Annotated in this window: 22 protein-coding genes; 3 read left to right on the top strand and 19 right to left on the bottom strand. The window is 39.1% G+C overall.

All coding sequences use genetic code 11. The features are described from left to right. Nucleotides 1-9 precede the first annotated feature (9 nt). From ACOZIR_RS02690 to ACOZIR_RS02655, 8 genes are all read right to left on the bottom strand, one after another. Complete coding sequence (locus tag ACOZIR_RS02690) at nt 10-1,632, bottom strand: cytochrome c biogenesis protein ResB (RefSeq protein ID WP_028411535.1); 1,623 nt, start codon at nt 1,630-1,632, stop codon at nt 10-12. Between the two features lie 12 nt (nt 1,633-1,644). Beyond that, a complete protein-coding gene (resA, locus tag ACOZIR_RS02685) occupies nt 1,645-2,166 on the bottom strand; it encodes a thiol-disulfide oxidoreductase ResA (RefSeq protein ID WP_421535506.1) in 522 nt (173 codons plus the stop codon). A gap of 198 nt (nt 2,167-2,364) precedes the next feature. Further along, on the bottom strand, nt 2,365-3,090 hold the full coding sequence (locus tag ACOZIR_RS02680; protein WP_028411537.1) for a pseudouridine synthase: 726 nt from the start codon (nt 3,088-3,090) through the stop codon (nt 2,365-2,367). 86 nt (nt 3,091-3,176) lie between these two features. Next, nucleotides 3,177-3,710 carry a spore maturation protein gene (locus ACOZIR_RS02675; RefSeq protein ID WP_013084923.1) on the bottom strand — a complete coding sequence of 178 codons (534 nt, stop codon included), beginning with the start codon at nt 3,708-3,710 and terminating at the stop codon, nt 3,177-3,179. Then, a complete protein-coding gene (locus ACOZIR_RS02670; RefSeq protein ID WP_013059057.1) occupies nt 3,707-4,306 on the bottom strand; it encodes a nucleoside recognition domain-containing protein in 600 nt (199 codons plus the stop codon). The genes ACOZIR_RS02675 and ACOZIR_RS02670 overlap by 4 nt, the downstream gene beginning before the upstream one ends. After that, nucleotides 4,299-5,447 (bottom strand): D-alanyl-D-alanine carboxypeptidase family protein, encoded by a 1,149-nt coding sequence (locus ACOZIR_RS02665; protein ID WP_045292946.1) that lies wholly within the window; start codon nt 5,445-5,447, stop codon nt 4,299-4,301. The genes ACOZIR_RS02670 and ACOZIR_RS02665 overlap by 8 nt, the downstream gene beginning before the upstream one ends. Before the next feature lie 118 nt (nt 5,448-5,565). After that, nucleotides 5,566-6,138 (bottom strand): SMC-Scp complex subunit ScpB, encoded by a 573-nt coding sequence (gene scpB / locus ACOZIR_RS02660; RefSeq protein ID WP_013059059.1) that lies wholly within the window; start codon nt 6,136-6,138, stop codon nt 5,566-5,568. Beyond that, nucleotides 6,135-6,890, bottom strand: coding sequence for a segregation/condensation protein A (locus ACOZIR_RS02655; protein WP_013059060.1), 756 nt, complete (start codon nt 6,888-6,890; stop codon nt 6,135-6,137). The genes scpB and ACOZIR_RS02655 overlap by 4 nt, the downstream gene beginning before the upstream one ends. A 198-nt stretch (nt 6,891-7,088) precedes the next feature. Here ACOZIR_RS02655 and ACOZIR_RS02650 point away from each other — a divergent pair, with 198 nt between their 5' ends. After that, nucleotides 7,089-7,187 (top strand): YjcZ family sporulation protein, encoded by a 99-nt coding sequence (locus ACOZIR_RS02650; RefSeq protein WP_170836726.1) that lies wholly within the window; start codon nt 7,089-7,091, stop codon nt 7,185-7,187. A gap of 132 nt (nt 7,188-7,319) precedes the next feature. Continuing rightward, complete coding sequence (locus ACOZIR_RS02645; RefSeq protein ID WP_221779358.1) at nt 7,320-7,841, top strand: DUF309 domain-containing protein; 522 nt, start codon at nt 7,320-7,322, stop codon at nt 7,839-7,841. Nucleotides 7,842-7,915: 74 nt separating this feature from the next. Here the strand turns inward: ACOZIR_RS02645 and ACOZIR_RS02640 are convergent, their stop codons facing one another. Next, nucleotides 7,916-8,269 (bottom strand): GNAT family N-acetyltransferase, encoded by a 354-nt coding sequence (locus ACOZIR_RS02640; protein WP_013059063.1) that lies wholly within the window; start codon nt 8,267-8,269, stop codon nt 7,916-7,918. Nucleotides 8,270-8,513: 244 nt separating this feature from the next. Next, the gene (locus ACOZIR_RS02635) at nt 8,514-8,948 is read right to left on the bottom strand and encodes a peptidylprolyl isomerase (protein ID WP_013059064.1); all 435 of its coding nucleotides are present in this window, start codon (nt 8,946-8,948) and stop codon (nt 8,514-8,516) included. Between the two features lie 389 nt (nt 8,949-9,337). Here ACOZIR_RS02635 and ACOZIR_RS02630 point away from each other — a divergent pair, with 389 nt between their 5' ends. Beyond that, entirely contained in the window at nt 9,338-10,213 is an 876-nt protein-coding gene (locus ACOZIR_RS02630; protein WP_013059065.1) for a DUF1002 domain-containing protein, read from the top strand. 47 nt (nt 10,214-10,260) lie between these two features. Here the strand turns inward: ACOZIR_RS02630 and lysA are convergent, their stop codons facing one another. From lysA to sigF, 9 genes are all read right to left on the bottom strand, one after another. Next, on the bottom strand, nt 10,261-11,580 hold the full coding sequence (gene lysA / locus ACOZIR_RS02625) for a diaminopimelate decarboxylase (protein WP_045292947.1): 1,320 nt from the start codon (nt 11,578-11,580) through the stop codon (nt 10,261-10,263). A 138-nt stretch (nt 11,581-11,718) separates the two neighbouring features. Continuing rightward, nucleotides 11,719-13,200, bottom strand: a complete 1,482-nt coding sequence (locus ACOZIR_RS02620) for a spore germination protein (RefSeq protein WP_045292948.1) — start codon at nt 13,198-13,200, stop codon at nt 11,719-11,721. Then, nucleotides 13,193-13,759: a stage V sporulation protein AE gene (locus tag ACOZIR_RS02615; RefSeq protein ID WP_045292949.1), complete on the bottom strand. Its 567-nt coding sequence runs from the start codon at nt 13,757-13,759 to the stop codon at nt 13,193-13,195. Before ACOZIR_RS02615 ends, ACOZIR_RS02620 begins: the two co-directional genes overlap by 8 nt. Nucleotides 13,760-13,765: 6 nt before the next feature. Continuing rightward, the gene (gene spoVAE, locus ACOZIR_RS02610) at nt 13,766-14,116 is read right to left on the bottom strand and encodes a stage V sporulation protein AE (RefSeq protein ID WP_013059069.1); all 351 of its coding nucleotides are present in this window, start codon (nt 14,114-14,116) and stop codon (nt 13,766-13,768) included. A 3-nt stretch (nt 14,117-14,119) separates the two neighbouring features. Then, entirely contained in the window at nt 14,120-15,136 is a 1,017-nt protein-coding gene (gene spoVAD, locus ACOZIR_RS02605; protein ID WP_043976324.1) for a stage V sporulation protein AD, read from the bottom strand. Nucleotides 15,137-15,149: 13 nt separating this feature from the next. After that, a complete protein-coding gene (gene spoVAC, locus ACOZIR_RS02600; protein ID WP_028411545.1) occupies nt 15,150-15,611 on the bottom strand; it encodes a stage V sporulation protein AC in 462 nt (153 codons plus the stop codon). An 18-nt stretch (nt 15,612-15,629) separates the two neighbouring features. Further along, complete coding sequence (locus ACOZIR_RS02595) at nt 15,630-16,052, bottom strand: stage V sporulation protein AB (protein ID WP_028410704.1); 423 nt, start codon at nt 16,050-16,052, stop codon at nt 15,630-15,632. Continuing rightward, a complete protein-coding gene (locus ACOZIR_RS02590; RefSeq protein ID WP_045292952.1) occupies nt 16,042-16,662 on the bottom strand; it encodes a stage V sporulation protein AA in 621 nt (206 codons plus the stop codon). The genes ACOZIR_RS02595 and ACOZIR_RS02590 overlap by 11 nt, the downstream gene beginning before the upstream one ends. Nucleotides 16,663-16,823: 161 nt before the next feature. Beyond that, complete coding sequence (gene sigF / locus ACOZIR_RS02585) at nt 16,824-17,585, bottom strand: RNA polymerase sporulation sigma factor SigF (RefSeq protein ID WP_013059074.1); 762 nt, start codon at nt 17,583-17,585, stop codon at nt 16,824-16,826. Between the last annotated feature and the right edge of the window lie 4 nt (nt 17,586-17,589).

Raw genomic sequence — 17,589 nt, 5'->3', positions numbered from 1 at the left:
TTTTTCCTCCTATTTTGTTTCTTTATCATTTTGGTCCTTCAGCTGTGTGAGGGATGTGGATTCTAATAAACCATTTAATTCTTTTTTAAGACCATACCAGTTTTTATTTGTATGTGCGGCCAACCATATCTCATTATTGACTTTTTGAATCCACATGCGGCGATGATTCCAATACATCCCTTGAATCACACCAATCATAAAGATGGCTCCGCCAATCCCTAAAAACCAAAGCGTATAGTCTCTGCGAACGGTTAATCCCGTTACATTTTTCGTTTCCACACCAGCAAAGGTCATTTTATAATCGTTATTTCCTAGTGGTTCCAAGTTCTCTCTAATTCCAACAAAAGCAACTTCGCCTTTTTTATGCTGAGGCGTAATCATTTTAAATACAAAAGCCGGGTTGTTAGGCACTCTTGTTTTTGTATTTGGGTTTCCTTCATCATCAAAGAAAAAGTCTGGAAAGTAGCTCATGAGCTTGACTTTATATCCGTTTTTTAAATCATATGTTGCTTTTGGATTATGTAAATCTACTGTAAGTGAACCAACGTTTTTATTTGCATTTTTATCTGTTAAATGGAAAGACATAGAGCTAAACTCATTTAACTTGAAGTCCACTTGGTACATGGCATATCCTTCAAACTTAAGCGGCTGATTCACACGAATCTCTGAATCTTTTATTTTCTTTAGCTTTGGATCTGCTCCCGGTATAAGCTTTCCTTCGCGCTTATACAGACTAACATCCGCTTCATATTTTTTGGCTACTTTATTATTCCCTGCACGATCAATTGCTTCTTGAAACACGGCGCTTTCGCTATCTTTATCATACGTTTCCACAGTAAAACGATGGTTTTTCAAAAAATACTCTCCGTTCGTCCCAGGAATAACTTTTGTTTCACCTTCACGGATCCAAAGAACTTCATCTATATACATACCTGGTACAAATCTAAGCATAGCACCTAGTAAAAAGATAATGAGACCGATATGATTAACGTATGGACCCCATCTTGAGAAGCGTCCTTTTTCAGCCAGCAGATTGCCCTTTTCTTCGCGAATAGAGTATCTTCTTTTTTTCAGCATGCTTTTTACATGTTCATAATCTTGATCCGTCCACGATGATGAAGTGCTGTATAAACGCTGTCTCTTTAAGAAGTTTGGATGTTTTGTTACACTCTGCTTTTTTAGAGCTCGGTACAAAGGCACTACTCGATCTAAACTGCAAATGACTAACGACATTCCTAAAGCAGCAATTAAAAGCAAGTACCACCACGATTCATAGAGATGATGAAAACCTAACTTATAATAAAGCTCTCCTGTCCATCCATATTCCTTTTGATAATACTCACCTGCTGTCACATTAGGAGGTATGTAAGCTTCTTGAGGATAAATGGTTCCGACTGCAGACGCAACAAGCGTCACAATAATGATCCAAATGCCTACCTTTACAGAAGAGAAAAAATTCCATATTTTATCGATAACTGTTTTATTGTACGTTTGCGATCGCCTTGCGCTTCCTTCATAACGCATATCTACTAATTTTTCAGTTGTTTCTTCTGCAATTGGTTTACCACAGGCTTCACACAAAATCGTACCATGCGGGTTAACGTGTCCACATTCACATTTTACGTGTTTCATTGTCAACACTCCCTATGGTTTAATTTCTTCCATATATTCTTTTATTTTAGATTCTTCTAATCCGCCAATAAAGCTGTCTACAATCTTTCCGTTTTTATCAATTAAAAACGTAGTCGGAAGAGGATCTATCCCGTACGCACCCAACACTTGTGAATCTTTATCCATCAAAATTGGAAAAGATAGCCCATACTGTTTAGCAAACTGCTCTACCGCTATATTCGTTTCTGCAACGTTAACAGCTAAAATTTCAACGCCTTGCTTTTTATATGCTGCATACTGCTTTTCCATCGCCGGCATCTCTTGTTTACAGGGCTTGCACCATGTTCCCCAAAAATTCAAAAAAACTCCTTTGCCTTTGTAATCTGATAGCTGATGAGTTTCTCCATCAACATCTCTTAATATAAAGTCAGGTGCCTCATCTCCTACCGATACCTTTTGTTTATCAGCAAAAAATTGAGCATAAAGGGTATATCCAACCGCGCACAGTAAAACTGCTAATATAACTGTTCGAATAATCAAGCGCTTTTTTTTCATAGCACGAACTCCTTTTAACCGCTTTCAATACGCTTTTTTTCTACCATTATATCATTTTTTTGGTAGTGGCTTTCCGATAATATTTCGACGTTTCTGTGAAGTCTTCCTCTCATTCTACAAGTTCGACATTTTTTCAAAAAACCTTGCTTGATTTTCTAATTCACGACATTTTTCATAAAAAAAACAGGTAAGTGAAAATTACTTACCTGTTTGAGACATTGAATATAATTGTTTGACTTCATGAGCCGTAAGCTCGCGTGCTTCTCCTGCATTTAATCCGCGTAAGTCTAAAGGTCCGTAGCGCTCACGTTTTAACTTTAATACAGAATGTCCGATTGCATCGAACATGCGACGTACTTGACGGTTTTTCCCTTCGTGAATCGTCAGTTCTACGATCGCCGTCTGCTTGCTTTTATCAATGGAAAGAACTTTTGCACGAGCTGGTGCTGTTTTTCCGTCTTCAAGCATCACTCCGCGCTGCAGCTGTCTGATGCTTTCACGACTTGGGATTCCTTTAATTTTAGCCACATACACTTTATCCACTTCAAATTTCGGGTGCATTAGCTGATTAGCAAATTCACCATCATTTGTTAAAAGAAGTAGACCCGACGTATCATAGTCCAGACGTCCAATCGGGTAAATTCTTTCTTCTACATGCGGAAAGAAGTCAACGACTGTTTTTCTTCCTTTGTCGTCGTTAGCAGCTGAAATCACGCCTCTTGGTTTGTATAGCATAAAATAAACGGGCGCTTCGCTTTCTACCGGCACTTCGTCTACTTCAATTTTATCGTTAGGACCTACTTTCGTGCCCAATTCTTTTACAACTTTTCCATTTACTTTCACTCGGCCTTGGCCGATTAATTCTTCAGCTTTACGTCTTGATGCTACACCTGCGTGAGCAATCACTTTTTGTAATCGTTCCATTAACACTTCACCTCTTGTAACATCTTACTTGTTTACGAAGTAATACACAAGTCTATTTGCCACACAGAGGTAGAATTTTCGATTTCTTACCGGCCAAATACAAGGATTACGATCACAACTGATGCAATAATCCCTACCAAATCCGCCAGTAAACCAACCTTCAGCGCATCTCCCATTTTTTTAATACCTACTGCTCCGAAATAAACCGTTAAAATATAAAACGTGGTATCTGTACTTCCCTGCATGGTCGATGCCAAACGACCGATAAAAGAATCAGGTCCATATGTAGAAATTAGATCCGTTGTGATACCAAGGGCAGCCGTTCCAGATATCGGTTTAATAAGAGCTAAAGGTACAATTTCAGCCGGAACGCCGACTGCTTGCAGCATAGGTTTTAAAACAGATAAGAAAAAATCAAGGGCTCCTGAAGCTCGAAAAATAGAGATGCTCACTAACATGCCGACTAAGTAAGGAATGATGGAAAAAGCAATTTGTAATCCGTCTTTCCCTCCCTCTACAAACTTTTCATACGTAGGAATTTTTTTGTAGGTTCCATAAAGTAAAATACATCCTACGATAAGAGGAATAAACATCAATGATACTTGATTAAGCATCGTCATTTTCGTTTTCCTCCTTTTCGCGTACGTCGATAATAAAAGAAGCGATCGATGATGATAGCTCCTATTGTAGCTACAACAGTTGCTAAAAGCGTAGTACCCACAATTTCAGTAGGATTAGCCGAGTTATACGTAATTCGAATGGCAATAACTGTGGTCGGTATAAGCGTTAAACTGGTTGTGTTAAGTGCTAAAAGTGTGATCATAGAACGGCTTGCTTCGTCTCTGTCGCCGTTCAGTTTTTTAAGCTGCTCCATCGCTTTAATACCAAGAGGAGTTGCCGCATTCCCCAGCCCAAACATATTCGCCATCATATTGGACAATATGTATCCTAAGGCCGGATGATCTTTTGGAACATCAGGGAAAAGTCTAGTAATAATGGGTCGAAATAGTTTCGCTAACTTGTCGAGAAGCCCTGCACTTTGAGCAATATTCATCATACCTAACCAAAAGACCAGCACGCTGATTAACCCAATGCTGATGGTCACCGCTTCGCCTGCTCCTTGAAAAATTGCTTTGTTTACATCACCAATTTTCCCATTTATAATTGCAAAAACAATTCCGATAATGGTCAGCAACATCCAAATAATATTAACCATCTGTTTTGGCTCCAGACTGAATAAACATTAATCGCTTCACTCGATCAAAGAAACCTTCTTGCTGCTCGGCCTGCTTTTCGAAATAAATAGGAACACTGTCAATCGTTTCTCCACTTCTATAAATATCGAGCTTTCCTACCACATTTGGAACCTTCCCTGTTTCTTTCCACTGCTTTTTAGGCTGAATTAACGTTGTTTTCACTTCTACAGAGCTCTGTTCTTTCTTTGTAAGAGGATAAACGACATTTCGTTTAATATACAGCTGATCTTTATAAAAAGAATCCTTTATATCTGCCAATTCACCTTTTGCAGCTAAACTGGTCATATCATATTTATCAAATGCATTTTCATACATGGAAATGTGATCGTTCCAATCATCCGGCGCATTAATCGTTACGGCGATTAAATCCATTCCATCTTTTGTAGCAGTTGTCACAAGCGTTCGTTTTGCTAATTTTGTATATCCTGTTTTTCCGCCAGTACAGTATGCATATAGTGTTGTCAGCAGTTTATTTTTGTTTTTCCACACTCGATCCCATTTCTCTTCAGGGTGCTTCATTCGATAGACTTTTGTTCCTGAAATCTCTTTGAAAATTTTATTATTCATTGCATAGCGCATGAGCAAGGCCATATCGTGCGCTGTTGAGCGATGATTTTCATGATCGTCTAATCCATGCGGATTTTGAAATACTGTATTCGTCATGCCAATTTCTTCTGCTTTTTTATTCATTAAATAAACAAATCCATCTTCGCTTCCTCCGACGGCTTCTGCGATAGCTACAGCAGCATCATTACCTGAACGAAGCATCAGGCCATACACTAAATCTTTTAATTTTATTTTTTCACCTTCAACTAAATACACAGAAGAACCTTCAACGCCAACTGCCCTGTGGCTAACGGTAACTGTTTTATTTATCTTGCCAGATTCAATCGCCAGTATTGCTGTCATAATTTTTGTGATGCTAGCAATCCGGCTAACTTGATCTGCATTTTTAGCATATAACACTCTTCCTGACTTCTGTTCCATCAAAATAGCACTATGAGCACTTACACTCCCTGCTGCAGATGATACGGAAGGCCAACCGCTGAGACATAGCAATACAATAAATAGATAGATGATACTTCTTTTGCTTCTTTTCATGTCATCCCCGTCCCTCTACCTGTTTGTACAAGTTTATGCTCGTCTTTTTTGGTTATGAATGAAAAGATTTGTCCATACAAAAAAGAACATAGAAAAAACTCTATGTTCTTTTACGGTTTTACTTCATTTCTTGAAACGATTGAAAAAACAAATCTGCCTCTTGATCGGTTCCTTCTTGTAATAAATCTTCTGGAAGAGGCGGCAGCTCTTCGATACTTTTAAGTCCAAAATAGCCTAAAAATTCTTTTGTCGTTCCGTATAGGATGGCACGCCCTGCGCCTTCCGCTCGTCCCACTTCTTTTAACAGAACCTTTCCAATTAAAGTTTGAAGAGGCCTTTCCGTTTTCACTCCGCGGATCTCTTCGATTTCAGCTCTTGTAATAGGCTGCTTATATGCTACAATAGCTAACGTTTCAAGCGCTGCTTGTGACAAGGATTGATTAGCGGGAGCTTCTACGAGCTTCTCAATATATGGTGCATACTCTTTTTTTGTAACAAGCTGATAGGCCCCTCCTATTTCAACAAGTGTAACTCCTCTGAACTTACACTCTTGCTCTAAGCTCTCCAAAGCACCTTGAATGTCTTCATGAGGCTTTTCTATAATCTCAGCTAACCGGCTAATAGATAGACCTTCATCACCAGAAACAAAAAGTAAGCTCTCAATAATAGCCTGTAGATTATTCGTTGTCATTCCTCTTCATTCCTTTCTCGATACGATACATAAAGCTCGTCTAGATTGTGCTGCTGTTCCACAACGATTTCATTTTCTTTCATTAATTCCAGCACAGCTAAAAACGTTACAACAATATGATCACGCTCTTGATAAGGAAACAGCTGATAAAAACTTTTTTTCCCTTTAAAGGCTTTTAATTCATTCACAATTTCACTCATGCGCTTGTCAATTGGAATGTCTTGCCTTGCTATTTTCGTCTGCATAGGCTTTTTGTTTTGCTTTCGTTTCATCAGCTTTTGAAAAGCACTTAGCATATCATACAGTGATATATCCAATCCTTCGTCCTGAGGCTGCGTACGTTCTTCTGCATTTATTTGCACATTACTTGGAGGTTTTGTATACACATGACTTTGGTCTTCTTCCAGCTTTTGAAGCTCTACTGCCGCCTCTTTAAACTTTCGATATTCAATTAAGCGCTGCATCAATTCTTCACGCGGATCTTCTTCATCGACCATTTCAATTTCATCCATATCTTCTTCATACGTAGGCAGAAGCATTTTACTTTTAATTTGAAGCAAAGTTGCTGCCATGACTAGATATTCACTGGCAACGTCTAGCTGAAGCTCATTCATTGTATGTATAAACATCATATATTGCTCAGTAATTGTCGCTACTGGGATATCGTAAATATCAATTTCAAATCGGTTAATCAAATGCAGAAGAAGATCTAAAGGTCCTTCAAACGCATCTACTTTTACACTATACTCCACTTTTATCTCACCAACACTTTTCAATTGCTTATCATTTCTGCTGCTTTATATAACGTTACTATCATTAGTATAGAGGATTATAGACACATGTCCAATATAAATTAACGTAAAAATAGGTCATTTGCCCATACAAAAAGTTTAAACATACATATGATGTCAAGGTAATAACATTTTGAAATGACTAAAGGAGGAACTCGCATGGGTGAAAAATCTTGTGGATACGGTAGCGGTTTCGCTTTAATTGTTGTACTGTTTATTTTATTAATTATTGTTGGTTGTTCTTGCTTACGCTTCTAACCACACATATTGAATAAAAACAAACGTGTTCGCCATACCTTGAGCACGTTTGTCTCTTTAAAGGCACAGCGCTGATGAATAGCTAACTTTTGTGATACACTACATATAGAGTCTTACCAGGAGGGAACAAGATTGTATTCACAAGCCTATATTGATTATTTAGTTCATTTTCATGGCGACCGGGATTACTTTGAATGTCATGAACTGCTAGAAGAACACTGGAAAAAAGACGAAAGAGGACATCGCAATATTATTTGGGTTGGCCTTATTCAAATTGCTGTTTCACTCTATCATCATCGACGCCAAAATTTCGCCGGAGCCAAAAGAACGATGCAAAAGGCGCTGGCAATTTTAACGAAGGAAGAAGAAAATATTGCACAGCTTGGACTTAATTATTCTTCACTGCTTAAACTTCTTCGCAAACAATTAGCTTTAATCGATACCTATCAGCCATATAAAAGTATTAACTTGCCCATTGAAGATCCAGCATTATTACGAGCTTGCAAACAAAGAAGCACTGATAAACAGCTTGTCTGGTTATCAGCTTCTAATCTGCAAAATGATGCGATTGTTCATCGTCACAGTACGCGAGATCGTTCAGATGTGATTGCGGAAAGACAAGCGAACTTATTGGCAAAACAAAACAACAGGTAGCTAGAAGCTACCTGTTGTTTTATGATGACTAAGATGTGAAAGAAGCTTTCGCATCTTAGTCATCATGCTTTTCTTTATTCATCCGCCTGACACTTTTCATAAAAGGGAGCGATGATTTCACTCGGCTTAATTTGTGCAGTCGTATACATTTCTTTAAGAGCTTTAATCATTTTTTTGCCAATGCCCTGTTGGCGGTGTGAAGGGTTTACACTGACGTGTTGAACCTCAATCAAACTTTTATCGAGCATGGAAATGCCAACAATTCCAATAATATCTTCTTCTTGCTTCCAAAGATACAGCTGCCAATGTTCGTTTTGCTCATATTCTTTCATCGTTTGTTGAAGTTTTTTCAAATCTTTTTCCGTAGGTACAAACGATAGAAGACCCATGGCAATTTTTTCATAGTTTCGTTTATAGCGAATAAGCATACGATTCTCCCTCGTCCTCAAACTTTCCTACAAATTAATGCGCTGCGTTTTTTACTGCTTTTATCATACAAAATTTATAAGTAAATAGCAATATTACACAAAAGCTTGTCATATGTCATGCGTGTATGAGAAACCTAATCTATTACGCTTTTTGAGCTGTTGCGCGAAGAAAAAACGCCGTAACCCCCTGCAAAAGGTTGTTATGACGTTTTATTAGCTGATATCCATTTATGGAAGTATGCTCTTATTCTTCCCAGACTTTTACTTCTTTCATTACGTCGCCATTTTTCATTTTTAACACTGTATCAAGTCCTTCTGTTACTTTTCCAAATACAGTGTGAACACCGTTCAAATGAGGCTGTGGCTCGTGAACAAGAAAGAACTGGCTGCCGCCTGTGTCTTTACCAGCATGTGCCATTGATAGAGAACCCGCTTCGTGTTTGTGAGGGTTTCCTTCTGTTTCACATTTAATTGAATAGCCAGGGCCGCCAGCACCTGTACCAGTTGGGTCTCCTCCTTGAGAAACAAATCCAGGGATAACGCGGTGGAACGTTACGCCGTTGTAGAATCCTTCATTAGCTAACTTTTCAAAGTTTTCTACTGTTCCTGGTGCTTCGTTCGGAAATAAGTCGATTAGAATTTTTTCGCCATTTTCCATTAAAATACTTGCTTTTTTCATATAAATGACCTCCAATATATGTATTAGTACCGCTACAGGCTCTATCTTCCCCGTCAAAGCGGCAAAACGTAAAAGTTGTAAATGCCACCTAGAGGCAGAACACTTACATTTATAAACTCACTCTATTCTACTACAAACAAGCTCATGAATTCAATGAATGCACTTTTTCACTTTCTTCTCGTAGGGCTCTAAATAAAAAATAGTAGTTGTGAGATGAAACTTTTTATAGTATCATCCGTCTAATACAGTGATGGAGATACATAGATTTCATTTTATATAGAAATCTACGCCTCTAGACTGATTTATGGGAAAATGATGAATTGACTCTGTTACTTCAGACCTGCCCGTATTATAATAGGGCAAGTATGGGATTAAAGGAGGAAAAAGGTTTGAAATTAACGATAAAAGCAATGATGGTGACATTAGGTCTTCTTCTATTCCTAACCGCACCCTTAAAAAGTTTTGCAGATGCTGCTCCTGGCGATGTGATTATTACATTAGGTCAGGACTTAACCAGCTCTCAGAAACAACAGGTATTAAATGACCTTGATGCACCAAGCAATGCTCAAACAGTAACCGTGACAAACCAAGAAGAGCATGAATATTTAGGTGACTTTATTCCAAAAGCTACTATTGGTTCTCGTGCTATTTCATCTTCTAGTATTACCCTTGGTTCAAAAGATTCTGGTTTAAGCGTATCAACTCAAAATATTAATGGTATTACAGACGACATGTATATTAATGCTTTGATGACCGCCGGCGTTAAAGATGCAAAAATCCAGATTACCGCTCCATTTGAAGTATCTGGTACAGCTGCTTTAACAGGTATTATGAAAGCATATGAAGTTCAAACAGATCAAAAAATCCCAGAAGAAGTAAAAAAAGCAGCCAATGAAGAGATGGTCCAGACATCTGAGCTTGGTGAAAAAATCGGTAAAGAAAAAGCAGCGCAGTTTATGGCAACAATCAAAGAAGAAATTGCCAAAGAAAATCCTCAAACAAAGGACGATTTACGCACGTTAATTCAACGAGTGGCTGATGATTTAGGTATTAAATTAACGGATTCAGAGCTTAATACACTTGTTGACTTTTTCAATCGTTTAAAAGATATGAATATCGATTGGAATCAAGTAAAAGACCAGCTTTCTGCGACAAAGGAAAAAGTAACAACATTTCTTCAGTCAGAAGAAGGCCAATCATTTCTTGATAAACTAAAGCAATTCTTTGTTGATATTATTAATGCTATTAAATCGTTATTCTCATAAAAAAAGAGCCTCTTGAACAAGAGGCTCTTTTTTACGTTAATCACTCGTTACTTTTTTACTGTCACTTTGTATTTCACGTCATTTTTTACAATGTCTTCATATGTTTCGCGTTTTACGACTAGCTGTGCTTCTCCGTCTTCTACGAACACGACAGCTGGCTTTGGCAAACGGTTATAGTGACTTGCCATGGAATAACCGTATGCGCCTGTACAAAACATCGCTAATAAATCATCTGGGTTTGCTTTTGGAAGATGTACATCCCACATTAGCATATCCCCCGATTCGCAGCACTTACCTGCGATGGATACGAGCTCATCACTCTCATCATTCATTCGATTGGCAATGACTGCTTCATATTTCGCTTGATACAGCGCCGGACGGATATTGTCGTTCATTCCTCCATCAATCGCTACATATTCACGTACATTAGGTACATGTTTACGAGAACCGATTGAATACAGGGTCGTTCCAGCATCTCCTACAAGAGAGCGGCCGGGTTCAATCCAAATTTCAGGAATTTCTACCTCTAACTGTTTGGACTGCTTTTTGACCTCTTCTATAATAACTTCCACATACTGCGAAACAGGAATAGGCTGATCTTCTTCCGTATAACGAATGCCAAAGCCCCCGCCTAAATTTAATACTTGCGGAACAAATTCTATACGTTGTTTCCACTCTTTCATTTTTGCAAAAAGCTTTTGAGTGGCCATAATAAATCCGGTTGTTTCAAAAATTTGCGATCCTATATGACAGTGAATACCTAAAAGTTCTAGCCCTTTGCTTTTCTGCACGAGACGAACCGCTTCGTCTGCCTGACCGTTTTGAAGGTCAAACCCAAACTTCGAGTCTTCCTGCCCTGTCAAGATATAATCATGCGTATGAGCTTCAATTCCAGGTGTTAATCTGAGAAGAACAGGCATCTTTTTTTGATACTGTTCCGTTATTTCCTGAAGCAATGCAATTTCATAAAAATTATCAACTACAATGCATCCTACATCTTCTTTGACGGCCATTTCCAGTTCTGCTCGGCTTTTATTGTTTCCATGAAAATGAATCCGTTCTTTCGGAAAGTCAGCTGCTAAAGCCGTATACAATTCCCCTCCGGACACAACGTCTAACGAAAGACCTTCTTCGTGAACGACTTGGACCATAGCAATTGTCGAAAACGCTTTGCTTGCATAAGCAACCTGTGCCTTTACCCCATGCTTTTCAAAGGTTTCTTTAAATCCTCTAGCACGCTGCCGAATTAAAGCTACGTCATATACGTAAAGAGGTGTCCCAAAATTTGATGCTAATTCAACTGTATCAACTCCACCAATTTCAAGATGACTCTGTTTATTTATGCGACTTGTTCCGTGTAAAAACATGTTTAGACCCCGTTCCTGTGTATAGTGTAAAAAAGACAGTTAACGGCAATTCGCTGCTAACTGTCTAAATATTTATTATTTTCCATATTTAAAACAAATCTATCACATCTTCATACAGGTTTCAACCACATATTTTGTTTAAGGTTTTGCAGGCTGGCGGTCTTTGTCCTGCGGATGTACAATACTAGGACGCGGATTTGCTCCAGGAACCGGTGTACGAATGAGAATCTGCCATAAAGCCTGCGGATTGAATGGAAGAAACGGCCACAAATAGGGCGTATTCAACGATTTTAATCGCGCCATATAGAGAATGATACACGTTGTTGCAATAAGAAACCCTGGAGTATGAAAGGCCGCCACAAAAATTAACAAAAATAATCGCAGCATTTTATTTGCTACTGCTAACTCATAGCTTGGCGTTGCGAATGAACCAATTGCTGCAATAGCCACATACAAAATAACCTCCGGAACAAAGAGACCTACATCAATAGCAATTTGCCCAATAAGCGCAGCGGCAATCAAGCCCATCGCCGTGGCGAGCGGCGTCGGCGTATGAATGGCCGCCATCCTCAGAAATTCAATCCCAAAATCAGCTAGGAAAATTTGAACAACAGTTGGAATATTTGTTGCTTCGTTTGGTCCAATAAACTGCAATTTTGACGGCAGCAAGTCTGGCTCAAGTACAAATAACAGCCATAGCGGCAATAAGAAAAGAGAAGCAAGAATTCCTAAAAACCGTATCCAGCGGATAAACGTACCGACAGAAGGAGCCTGCCTGTATTCTTCTGCATGCTGCACGTGATGAAACAGCGTAGTTGGCGTAATAATAACGCTTGGAGACGTATCGGTAATAATGATCACATGCCCTTCTAGTACATGAGCTGCTGCTGTGTCCGGACGTTCGGTATAGCGTACCATTGGAAAAGGATTAATTCCTTGTTTGACTAAAAACTCTTCAATTGATTTGTCAGCCATCGGTAAACCATCTATATCAATTGCTTCTAGTTCATCTTTTATCAGTTTGACCAGCCCTGGATCAGCTACGCCATTTATGTACCCAATCGCTACGTCCAGTTTTGATCGTTCGCCTACCTTCATAATTTCAAAACGAAATCTTCCGTCACGAATTCGTCTTCTTGTTAACGCTGTATTGATAATGATGTTTTCAGTGTACCCATCTCTTGCTCCGCGAATCACTTTCTCTGTATCCGCTTCTTCAGGGGATCTGCCAGGATATGTACGCACATCGACTTCAAAGCCAACTTCTTCACCGTCAATTAAAACGAATAGCAGTCCTGATAAAACCGACACCATTCCATCATCCAGCGTCTTTAAAGGCTTGACTTGCTGATGAATAAGACGGTTTTCAACAATATCCTTTAGCTTTGCCCGTTCAACTTCATTATCATTAATTTGAACGAGGACTTTGGTAATTTCAATAATAAATGAACTATCGCACAGTCCTGTTACATAGTAAACGTGAACTTCTCGATCCAAAATAAGTAGTTTACGCACGCCCACATCAAAACTTGTGTTCATACTAGCGTTTTCTTTGAACCACTGATCGTTTTTTTGTACTTTCGAAAAAATAGCTGTTTTCTGCTCTGCTAGCTTATCCAAACGAACCGCTCCTTTCTAAAATAAGTCTTGCTGCTTTTTCTGTAATAGGACATCCCAGTTTAACATCATCCATCCTAGCCATTTTGCCGATATCCCCTATTCCTACAACTAAGGGAATATCGAGCTGATCCAAGCAGTAAACTGTATCTCCATTAATTCGTCCGACTTCTAACTCTTGAATTCCGCTTTTATCCACGCCGTAATGCGATATTTCCCCAAAACGATCAATGGTCACATCCACTCTTGTCCATTCGCTTTGATGAGTACGTGATGCAACAGCAATCACTCCAAGAACTTCTACTTGAGGATGCTTTGCTACATGGAGCAAAGCAATTTCCCCAGGTCCTTCCTCTAAGAAACCGCTATCGTCAAACATCACAAAGACGGGGTCATATGGTGCTTGAAGAATTAAATCTACTGTTTGACTACCTGTTAACGTAGTAGGGTTTCCATATGACCTCGAAATGCATCTGCCACCAACCGATTGGGCTACATGCTCAATGGCTTTGCGCGCATATTCATCCCCATCGGTTACAATAATGACCCTTCTTTTTTTCATAATCTTTTATCCTTTCGGTTTAAAGATTAACGCAATAATAAAAGCAAATAAAATAGCTGCTGAAATTCCAGCCGAAGTAAGTTCAAAAATCCCAATCCCAATCCCAATAAATCCGTGGTCATCCGCTTGCTTCATCGCTCCGTGCAACAAAGAATGACCAAAGCTTGTAATTGGAACCGTCGCTCCGGCGCCAGCAAATTCAATTAACTTATCATAAAGACCAAATCCATCTAAAATCGCTCCTGCAACTACAAACGAACTCATAACATGCGCTGGAGTAAGCTTAGCAAGATCAAGCAGCAGCTGCCCAATAACGCAAATGATTCCTCCTACAGCAAAAGCTATTACATACTCCATTGATCATCCCCCCTCCCCAATATGTTCTAAGACGACGCCATGAGCAATTGTTGGAATTGACTCTTTTTGCTGAATCATCGTTGGACTTAAAAGAGCTCCTGTTGCCACCATAAACACTTTCTTTAAGTTTCCTGATTTTAATTCATTTAAAATATGCCCATATGTGACAATAGCCGAGCAGCCGCAGCCGCTTCCTCCTGCAAATACATTTTGGTCGGGGCGATATACCATTAATCCGCAATCATTATGATTGGTTGATATATCGTAGCCTTCGTCCTTGAGCAGCTGTTTTAAGATTGGACTGCCTACACCAGATAAATCTCCTGTTAAAATAAGATCATACTCGCTTGGAGCGATGTTTAAGTCTTCCAAATGTCTTTGAATGGTATCTGCAGCAGCTGGTGCCATAGCAGAACCCATATCGTTTGCATTTTTAATCCCATAATCCATTACCCGACCAATCGTTGCAGACGTCAGACGCACAATACCTTTTTCTTTCGAGACCAGCGCTGCCCCTGCTCCCGTAATGGTTGCCGTTGCCGTATCTGGTTTTTGTCCTCCGTACTCGGTAGGATTTCGAAATTGGCGCTCAGCCGTTGCGTTATGACTGCTCGCTGATGCAATAACACGATTAGCAAATCCCGCATCCACAAGAGCTGCTCCTGTTGCCAGCGTTTCCATTGATGTGGAGCAAGCCCCAAACATGCATAGAAAAGGAATTTGATTATGCCGAGCTACAAAATTAGCCGTTACGTTTTGATTTAATAAATCTCCAGCCAAAAACAAATCAACGTCTTCATAGGATAAATTTATTTTTTGCAAGCAGGAATCAATGGATTCCGTCATCAGTCTTCTTTCAGCTAACTCCCAGTTGTCTTCTTCACAGTGCAAATCTTTATGTGTAATATCAAATGTTTCTCCCAACGGTCCATCTGCTTCTTTTGGACCTACTGCTGTTCCTGTAGCATTAATATAAATAGGATTTTCATAAACCCACGTTTGCTTTCCAGTTTTTCTCATAATCCCCCTCTTTTCATAGCAAATAAGTTTTAAAAAGGTAGCGAATGATTCCTACAACGTAAGCGGAAACCGTTCCAAATACAATGACGTTTCCGGCCAGTTTAAACATGTTCGTCGCAACTCCGAGAACAATTCCTTCACTTCGATGTTCAAGCGCTGCACTCGTCATGGAATTGGCAAAACCCGTAACAGGAACGGCTGAACCTGCACCTGCGAATTGACCAATACGATCGTATATCCCAAACCCGGTTAAGAGCGCAGATATTAAAATAAGGGTTGCAACGGTAGGATTACCTGCATTTTTTTCATTAAAGTCAAAAAATGCAATATAGAAATTTTGAATTGCCTGTCCTAATGTACAAATGATTCCCCCTACCAAAAAGGCTTTTAGGCAATTTGCCACATATGAAGGTTTAGGCTGAAATGGTTTAATGCTTTCTTGATAGTTATCTTTTAATTTTTGATTATTTGCCACTTTACATACATCCTTTTCTTATTGATTAACAAAATAAATCCAATGAAATAATGATCCGCATACTTTGCCTAGTACAATGGCCATTAACAATAAAATAAGCTTGCCTTCCATTCCTATCCGTTTCGTTAACGTCGGCAATACATTAAGCACTTCTGTTAACGCTGCTGCCAGCATCCCAATAAAAATACCGCTCGTTAGACCTATGATCATAATAAATACCGCAGGAAATTGCCACGTATATTGATGAAGACTGCACCAACCGCCTGTAACAGCACCACCTACAACTCCCCACTCATATGCTTGAATGTATTTCATGGTTTTGGTCAGCTGCATCAAACGCGGAATAATGCCCAGCACCGTTAAAAATGCTACAAACCCAGCACCTGCAGCCAGTCCTCCCGCAAGTCCAATTACAATGGTCATCACAATGTTAATGATCATCAATTTTTTTCATACTTTCTTTATTCTCGTGCATAATGACGTATTGATCTAAGTCTTGCTGGTAATTAAACATTTCGACTTCGAGAGGACTAGGCTCTTCATTAATTCGTTTTCTAAAGACGTGGTTAAAAAACAGAATCATTCCCAGCCCCAAACCGATAGAGTAAGGCACTTGAATCAGCAAAGGCTGCTTATCTCTCAGACCGGTCAGCATATAGAACAATTTTTGATGTACTTGTCTCATACTCACATCTTCGTGAAAGTTCATAATTGCTAAAGCAGCTCCGATGAAGAGAAGAAACCAAACAGCTAGAAAAAACAAAAAGGAATATTGTTTCTTTTTATACACGACCTCTACAATTGTTTGAGCGGGTCCAATCGTCTGAATGTCTAAGTGCGGATACTGAGAGGCAACTTTTTCAATTACCTTCATTAAATCAACAATGATAATATTTCGATCGCTCATACTTACTTGATATACAATTAGCTTTTCAATTTGCTTTTGAACAGAATCTCCTGCTATAACCATTGCTAATTGTCCAATATTTACAGCCTCATCAGGTTTTACTTGAATACGATGCCTCATTTTAAGATAAAGAACGTTTTCCATTCATATCACACCTTACGATTCATTATCTCCCTGTACGTGTAGTATGGATTTTCTTAAATTTTCTAATTCACGTTTCTGAACAGACCATTAATTACCAAATGAAAAAAGCAATCCGTTTCACTATTCTTCTTTGAATAGCAAAACGGATTGCTTCTTAAGCATTATGTGTCATTCATATGCAGCTTCATTTGTTTTAAAATTTTCTTCTCAAGCCTCGATACCTGAACCTGAGAAATTCCCAGCCTTGCGGCCACTTCGGACTGAGTTTGGTCTTTGTAATACCTCAAATAGACAATGAGCTTTTCACGCTCATCAAGTTCTTCAATTGCTTCTTTTAAGGCAATTTTATCAAACCACTTCGCTTCCGTATGATCAGCAATTTGGTCAAGAAGGGTAATTGGATCTCCGTCATTTTCATAGACGGTCTCGTGAATAGACGAAGGAGCACGATTAGCTTCTTGAGCTAGTACTACTTCTTCAGGAGTGAGATCCAAATGTTCTGCAACCTCAGCGACTGTAGGGACGCGTCCAAGTAATTTGGAAAGCTCGTCTTTTGCTTTACGTATTTTATTGCTCATTTCTTTGAGAGAACGGCTAACCTTTACCGTACCATCATCACGAATAAATCGCTGAATTTCACCAATAATCATTGGAACAGCATATGTTGAAAATTTAACATCATACGATAGATCAAATTTATCAACGGACTTTAATAGCCCTATACATCCAATTTGAAATAAATCATCGGGCTCATAACCACGGTTAATAAAACGTTGAACAACCGACCAAACGAGCCGCATATTTTTTTGGACGATTGTATCTCGTGCAATTTGATCACCTTGCTGACTGCGCTTGATGAGGTCTTTAACTTCATGATCCTTTAAATACGGTTCGTTTTTATTTTTTTTGACCTCCACATCCATTGGC

Origin of the sequence: Priestia sp. D3YE.R1 (assembly GCF_049199565.1) — a bacterium.
Taxonomy (GTDB): Bacteria; Bacillota; Bacilli; order Bacillales; family Bacillaceae_H; genus Priestia; species Priestia aryabhattai.
The sequence above is the reverse complement of the archived record's forward strand: the minus strand, read 5'-3'. Positions and strand labels throughout refer to the sequence as shown.

What these genes read in the sequence shown, in the direction of transcription:
- lysA (WP_045292947.1), bottom strand. Translation starts at nt 11,580, where the DNA reads ATGTTTTTACACGGAACAAGTCGCATAAATAAACAGAGTCATCTTGAA.
- ACOZIR_RS02690 (WP_028411535.1), bottom strand. Translation starts at nt 1,632, where the DNA reads ATGAAACACGTAAAATGTGAATGTGGACACGTTAACCCGCATGGTACG.
- ACOZIR_RS02595 (WP_028410704.1), bottom strand. Translation starts at nt 16,052, where the DNA reads ATGATCATTAACATTGTGATGACCATTGTAATTGGACTTGCGGGAGGA.
- ACOZIR_RS02590 (WP_045292952.1), bottom strand. Translation starts at nt 16,662, where the DNA reads ATGGAAAACGTTCTTTATCTTAAAATGAGGCATCGTATTCAAGTAAAA.
- spoVAE (WP_013059069.1), bottom strand. Translation starts at nt 14,116, where the DNA reads ATGGAGTATGTAATAGCTTTTGCTGTAGGAGGAATCATTTGCGTTATT.
- ACOZIR_RS02615 (WP_045292949.1), bottom strand. Translation starts at nt 13,759, where the DNA reads ATGAAAAAAAGAAGGGTCATTATTGTAACCGATGGGGATGAATATGCG.
- spoVAD (WP_043976324.1), bottom strand. Translation starts at nt 15,136, where the DNA reads ATGAGAAAAACTGGAAAGCAAACGTGGGTTTATGAAAATCCTATTTAT.
- sigF (WP_013059074.1), bottom strand. Translation starts at nt 17,585, where the DNA reads ATGGATGTGGAGGTCAAAAAAAATAAAAACGAACCGTATTTAAAGGAT.
- ACOZIR_RS02670 (WP_013059057.1), bottom strand. Translation starts at nt 4,306, where the DNA reads ATGGTTAATATTATTTGGATGTTGCTGACCATTATCGGAATTGTTTTT.
- ACOZIR_RS02665 (WP_045292946.1), bottom strand. Translation starts at nt 5,447, where the DNA reads ATGAAAAGAAGCAAAAGAAGTATCATCTATCTATTTATTGTATTGCTA.
- resA (WP_421535506.1), bottom strand. Translation starts at nt 2,166, where the DNA reads ATGAAAAAAAAGCGCTTGATTATTCGAACAGTTATATTAGCAGTTTTA.
- ACOZIR_RS02640 (WP_013059063.1), bottom strand. Translation starts at nt 8,269, where the DNA reads ATGCTTATTCGCTATAAACGAAACTATGAAAAAATTGCCATGGGTCTT.
- ACOZIR_RS02675 (WP_013084923.1), bottom strand. Translation starts at nt 3,710, where the DNA reads ATGACGATGCTTAATCAAGTATCATTGATGTTTATTCCTCTTATCGTA.
- ACOZIR_RS02650 (WP_170836726.1), top strand. Translation starts at nt 7,089, where the DNA reads ATGGGTGAAAAATCTTGTGGATACGGTAGCGGTTTCGCTTTAATTGTT.
- ACOZIR_RS02635 (WP_013059064.1), bottom strand. Translation starts at nt 8,948, where the DNA reads ATGAAAAAAGCAAGTATTTTAATGGAAAATGGCGAAAAAATTCTAATC.
- scpB (WP_013059059.1), bottom strand. Translation starts at nt 6,138, where the DNA reads ATGACAACGAATAATCTACAGGCTATTATTGAGAGCTTACTTTTTGTT.
- ACOZIR_RS02680 (WP_028411537.1), bottom strand. Translation starts at nt 3,090, where the DNA reads ATGGAACGATTACAAAAAGTGATTGCTCACGCAGGTGTAGCATCAAGA.